Source organism: Candidatus Omnitrophota bacterium, from assembly GCA_016929445.1.
Classification (GTDB): domain Bacteria; phylum Omnitrophota; class Gorgyraeia; order JAFGIU01; family JAFGIU01; genus JAFGIU01.
In genome coordinates, this window is the sequence record JAFGIU010000089.1 from 1 (window position 1) to 5625 (window position 5625).

Annotated in this window: 1 protein-coding gene; it reads left to right on the top strand. The window is 57.0% G+C overall.

Annotated features, from left to right (window positions below; translation table 11 throughout):
• A partial coding sequence (locus tag JW937_07150; protein ID MBN1587188.1) for a hypothetical protein occupies window positions 1-5625 on the top strand: 5625 nt, incomplete at both ends.

Consider the following 5625-nt stretch of genomic DNA (forward strand, 5'->3'; position numbering starts at 1 on the left):
GGAAGCGCTGGAACAGGCCAGGATTACGGGCCCCGAGAAGCAGGCCATTGCCGGGCGTTTGCCCATCCATCTGCAAGGGGTCGAGGACCGGCAGCTCTATGCCAGGAATTTCGGCTATTTCAAGGCCGTTCATCAGGAGAACGAAGAGGCCTTGCTTTCGCTTGAGGACATTGGGGCAAATCTTGCGGCCTTGGAGGAGCGGCTTTATCCCGCATCCGTTCAAAGAGTGTTGCTGGCCCGCGAATCTTATGAACGGACAGAAGAATCTCTGGAGCAATATCTGAAGGGGCTTTCGGACACGGCCGCAGAAGCGGGGCTTGACTTGGAGCAAGTGGCTCCCAGCTTGAATGTGTTTATTGAGCTGCAGGATTTACAGAAGCGCTACAGCGAAAAACAACTGCGGCAGGAGATCGAACTCTATGTGAAAGAAAAAGGGGAGGCAGCGCTGGAGGAACTGGAGGATACGGGGAACTTAGAGCTGCCGCAGCTCATGATCGTGCAGCGGATACAGGAGCTGCAGTCTGAATTCAAAGTGGCGGAGCTTCTCGCGCAATTGGAGAACTTGGCTGAGACTTGTGTGCGGGAACTGACAGAAGACCCCAGGGGTCGCGAACTCTTCGAACTCTCCGAACGCCTGCGGCTCACCGAGCAGGTCCTCCGGGCCGAGGCCGCGCCCCGGCAGTGGCGGCGATATTCCGAACTCGAAGCTGGGGAGAGTGTGCGGCAGTACTTCAAGAATCTGGAGAAATTTGTGCAGACACATGGGGAGAACCCGGATTGGGATATTCCCCATCGCACAGTGCGCATCTGTGGGCGGCTCTTGGAGAACGCGGCTGGGTTTTACCGCGTGGCCGATGAGCGCAACCAAGCCTTAATCGAAAACACGTTTGAGTTTCTCAAAACAGAGCACGCGCAAACAGGCGTGTTGATTGCGGGCGGATATCACAGCGAGGGATTGTGCACGCTCTTGGAAGAACAAGAGATGTCGTATGTGGTGATCGCCCCCAGGGTCACCGAAGCGCACGACAACACCATTTATCTGCAACGCATGCTTTCGCAGGAGCTGCGCACGGAACTGTCATCCCCGCGCTCTGCATTGTCATCCCCGCGCAGGCGGGGATCTACTCGCCAAACTGAGACATTACTTGCCCAACTAGATCCCCGTTTCCACGGGGATGACACCGACTTGTCATTCCCGCGAAAGCGGGAATCTACTCGTGACTCTGCGAACGGCTTAACCTTCACTTCCTGGCTTGCTTCCTCTCCCGCTCTCTCAGAGGCGGCTGTTCGCGCGGAATACGAACGCGCCACTCGAGAAATCGTGGGTTTGGGAGTGAGTGAAGCGCTCTGGGCCGGCGCAGTGGTCGAAGCCATTGAGGCGGATCAAGGCATTGATTATGAGATGGCCGCAATGGCTCTGAGAATCATCCGGCCCGAAGCGTTGCCTGTTGCTTCTTTGGGCAACGCCTTCGGTGCTTCGGTGGCGCCTATTGCCCCTGTGTCCGCCCTTAGCGATGAGGACCTTGAACCCCTGGAAATCTCTGACGCGTTGAAAGGTGAGCTTCTTTTGCGGGCCAGCCAACTCGATGTAGCGCTTCAGCAAGCATTGTCCCTGGAGAGTGGCCTGGCGCTGCAGGGTTTGAGAGCCCTCTTTGAATTACTGGTTTTTGTGGGGAAGGAAGAGCCTGGAGATTTTGCAAAGTTCACAGCAAAACGCATTGCCCGGTCCAGACCCGCGGGCCAGCCGGTTTCTGAGGCGGACCTGGCCGCGCTGCAGGAGGACGTGGCACGTCTCACGAGACAAGCCCAGCGGGAAGTGGGCCGCGCCAGGGTGGAGAAGTTTCTTGGCACAGAGCACACGGTTCGCATAGTCGGAGAACTCTTTCAAGAAGGGGACACCACCAATATTCTTTTTGTGGATGGCTCGGGCCGGACCCTGGCCCCGCTCTTGGCCGCGTCTTTGGACCGGGCGCTCAAAGCCGCAGGTGTGGATGCCGTGGTGCAGGACGCGGGCTTTAACGCAGCCACAGCAGGTCTGCCTCTTCCAGTCAACACGCGCAATCAATTGGCGGGCCTCACAGGTTCTGCGGAAGAAGCGGCTCAACACACGGTCGCCTCTCTGCTCAACGGCTCCCCATTGCTTGCCGCAAGCTCCAGACTGGATACGCGTACGCTGAACCGGGCCACGGTCATTTATGTGACCGATCCGGCTGTGCGGGATGCTTTGGTCAAGGCAGTGGACGAGGCCTATCCCTCAGCATCGGATCATATCCGAAAGAAGATTGTGTTGGTCACCCAAGCCGTTGGATTGGAAGCCGCAGGTTTGAGAGATCCTGCAGGCAAAGAGGATTGGTGGTATGAGAAGGCTCAACTGGAAACAGGTCATGTGGCTTTGGGATTGATCGAGCAGATCTCACACACAGGCCGTTTGCCCGGGGTGGAGTATCCATTATCGCTGGGTTCCGATGGGGATACCGAAACAGTCAAAAATTGGCGGCAAGAGTGGCAACACAAAGGTGCCTTTCCCGGGGGCACCCCTGGCGAGCCTCTACGTCACCCCACTCCTGTGGAAGCTCAGGAAGAAGTGCCAGTGCTGATGCCTTTGGATGTGAATAACGACATATCCGCTCTCTCTTTGCCGCGCGTGCCTATCGAAGAGCCTGAGTTGCCCGACGATCCCATCACTTCGACAACTGCCTCAGGCAATGGAGGAAATGGATCCAATCGGGGCGCGTACGCATTGGAAACCCTGATGGGTGGGGGATACGAGGGTCCCATGCTTTTTGGTGCCAACACCGGTCCTTCTTTGGTAGGGGGTGGAATGGGCTATATGCCATCAGCTTCTTCAGGGGGAGTCCTAACTTTAGAACAGCCAGCCGGGACTGTATTGGCCGGGGCGTCCGGGGCTCTTGGTGCAGCCGCCCCCGAGCCCGCGCTCCCGGTCATTGATCTCGCAGAGCCTGTGCAAGCAGTGTCAGAGCTGATGGAGTCTCAAGCAGCCGGGGAGGAAGCGGTATCCGGGTTGGAAGAGACTCCGCTCACACGCTGGCAGCGTTTTTCCCGAGCCGTGGTGAAAGTCATGACACGTCGGAGTCGCGCAGTGCCCCGCAGGCTGAATTTCGCGGATGCGCGCAGGAATCCGGCCATTCTCCCCCTTGACGAAATCTATGAAGCAATCCAAGGGGAGAATCCCCCTGAGTTCTTGACAGAGACTCAGATCGCAGGGGAGACCGTGCGCGTTCTGGAAACCGATGTGCGCACTCCTTTCGCAGACTTAATCCGCTTGGAACACAATGCCCAACCCAGCCTCTTCGTGAACTTGCACCATCAGATCGATCTGCAGTCCGCATCCACCGATGAACTTGCCCGCTTGCAGCGCTACTTGGAGACTACCCCTGCCACAACTCTGTATGTGTTCACTGAGGGGCGACCCGACCGCCAGACAAAGCGTTTTCTCGAACAGGCCTCGGGCAAGCCGGTGCGATTTGTCCATTCCAATGCCTTCCGGGATGTCCCATTGCCGCTGGTGGAACGCAGCGCAGAAGAATATCTGGGGATGGCTTCCTGGGGGCACCGCCGCTATTGGGGCACCTCCGCTGCGACAGTGCTTCCTGTTCGCTTTGTGCTTCGGCGATTCAGAGGCTGGCTGGTGGATCATTCGCCCGGTCCTAAAGCAGGGAACACCGTTCGAAAGCTGCATCAATGGGCTTTGGAGCATTGGTTGGATGGGGAAAGCAAGTACGCAAGCACCTTGAGCAAGATTCAAGCCGCCGAACCCGGGATGCGTCAAACGGCTGTGGATCCGTCGGCCGCAGCTGCGCAAACCGAGGAATGGAAATCAGGCATCAGAAGCCATCTGAGAAATCACCTTTACGGGGATGACTTCACGGCCTTCCAGCAGGAAATGGCTCAAGCCATGGATGCGTTCAAGATTCAATTGGCCCGCACCGGGGATCCCGGTACTCTTGCCGAACCTATTCAAGCCCTTCAAGAACAACTCAGAGCGACTCGATTAGCGGCCCCCCGTGCAACAACTCTTTGGACGGCAGTGGACAAGTTCTTTGAGGATCTGTCGAAGCCTGGATTAAGCCTCGAAGAGGCCTCCGCGATTATCGACCGCTTTTGGGAGCCCCGGGAGTTCAAGGCTTGGGAGACTGAGGAAGTGGCTCAGCGAGAGGTGCGCGAGAACTTTTACTTGGCCTGCCGTCAACAGCAGAACGAGATGCTCGAATACGCTTGGCCCTATTTGGAAGGGATCCTTCCGGAGGTCTTTGCGCTTGTGAACGGGGCTTGGCAGGCCCAAGCCGGAATCCGCTTGCGGCTGGAGCAGCAGAGTGCCGCGCTGGACCAGTTCTACGGATGGCTTGCGCAAATGCGCACGGGCGAAGGAAAGACGGAGATGTCCACGCAGATGATCGCGCTTTCCGCTTTGCTGGGCTTGGGTGTGCCGGTTTATCACCACGAACATTTTGATGCGCTCAAAAACTACGAACGGAACAGGCAGATCTTTGAATCCATAGGACTCACAGTGGGCCGCCGCCACTTGGACCAGGACGACTGGGAGATCCAACAAGCCTGGAATGCGGATATCACCTATACGGAAATCACCACCGCCGGCTTTGATATGGCCATGCGTCCACACCTGACGCGCTTTGGCTATTTGGGCATCCCGGTGGCCCTAGTCGACGAAGCCGATCTCACTGCCGGAGACAATATTGAGGCCCCCATGATTGTGTCTATGCCGGATGACGAGACCGATTCAGAGGCTGCTTATGTGGAAGTGTTGGAAGGCCTGCGTTTTATCGTGAGCCGGATGCTGAAGCGCGACGACTATCACTTGGAGGATCCGGATCAAGATGCTGCGGGTATCGAAATCACGGAACAAGGCTTAAGAAAGCTCAGTGAGTGGTTTGAGGGGAAAGTAGATCCCGAGGGAGATTGGCTGCAGGATACGGAACACCCCTTCTTTATGCTGGGCCAGCAACTGAAAACAGCCATGTGGGCGGAGTATTTGGAAAAGGGATCCAAATACAATGTGCAGCAAGATGCCCAGGGCGTGCCGCAGATCAGACTCTACAACACAACAACAGGGGGTCTCGGAGACCGGCAACTTCAGGACGCGCATATTGCCCTGTGTCTGAAAGAAGGCATTCCCCCGCCGGCCGGGAGTGTGACTGTGGAGCATCTGCATCTTATGGAGTTTCTGGAGCGCTACCATAGCCGATTGGCTGCCATGACCGGAACCGCAGACCGCAGTATGATTCCGGCCCTGGATTTGAACGGGGTTTCCATTGTTCCCACCCACTTCCCTGTGGAGATCCGCCAAGAGGGCGAGCACTATTACGGCGCGGAAGAAGCCAAGTTTGCCGGAATTATTGAAGAAATCAAGACGCGTGTGGGAAAGGGCCAGCCCGTGGAAATTTCTGTGGGGAGTGATGCCGAAGTAGAGCGGCTTGCGCAAGCCCTCCGCAAAGAAAATATTTGGTTCCAGACCCTCACAGGGGCGGATTCGGCAGAATCAATTTACGAAAAGGGAGGCTTGGCCGGGCTGCCTGTGATCCCCGTGTCTGCAGAAGAAGCAAACCTCTATGGGTATAACTTGGCGCAAACTCCGGTGACTTTAAC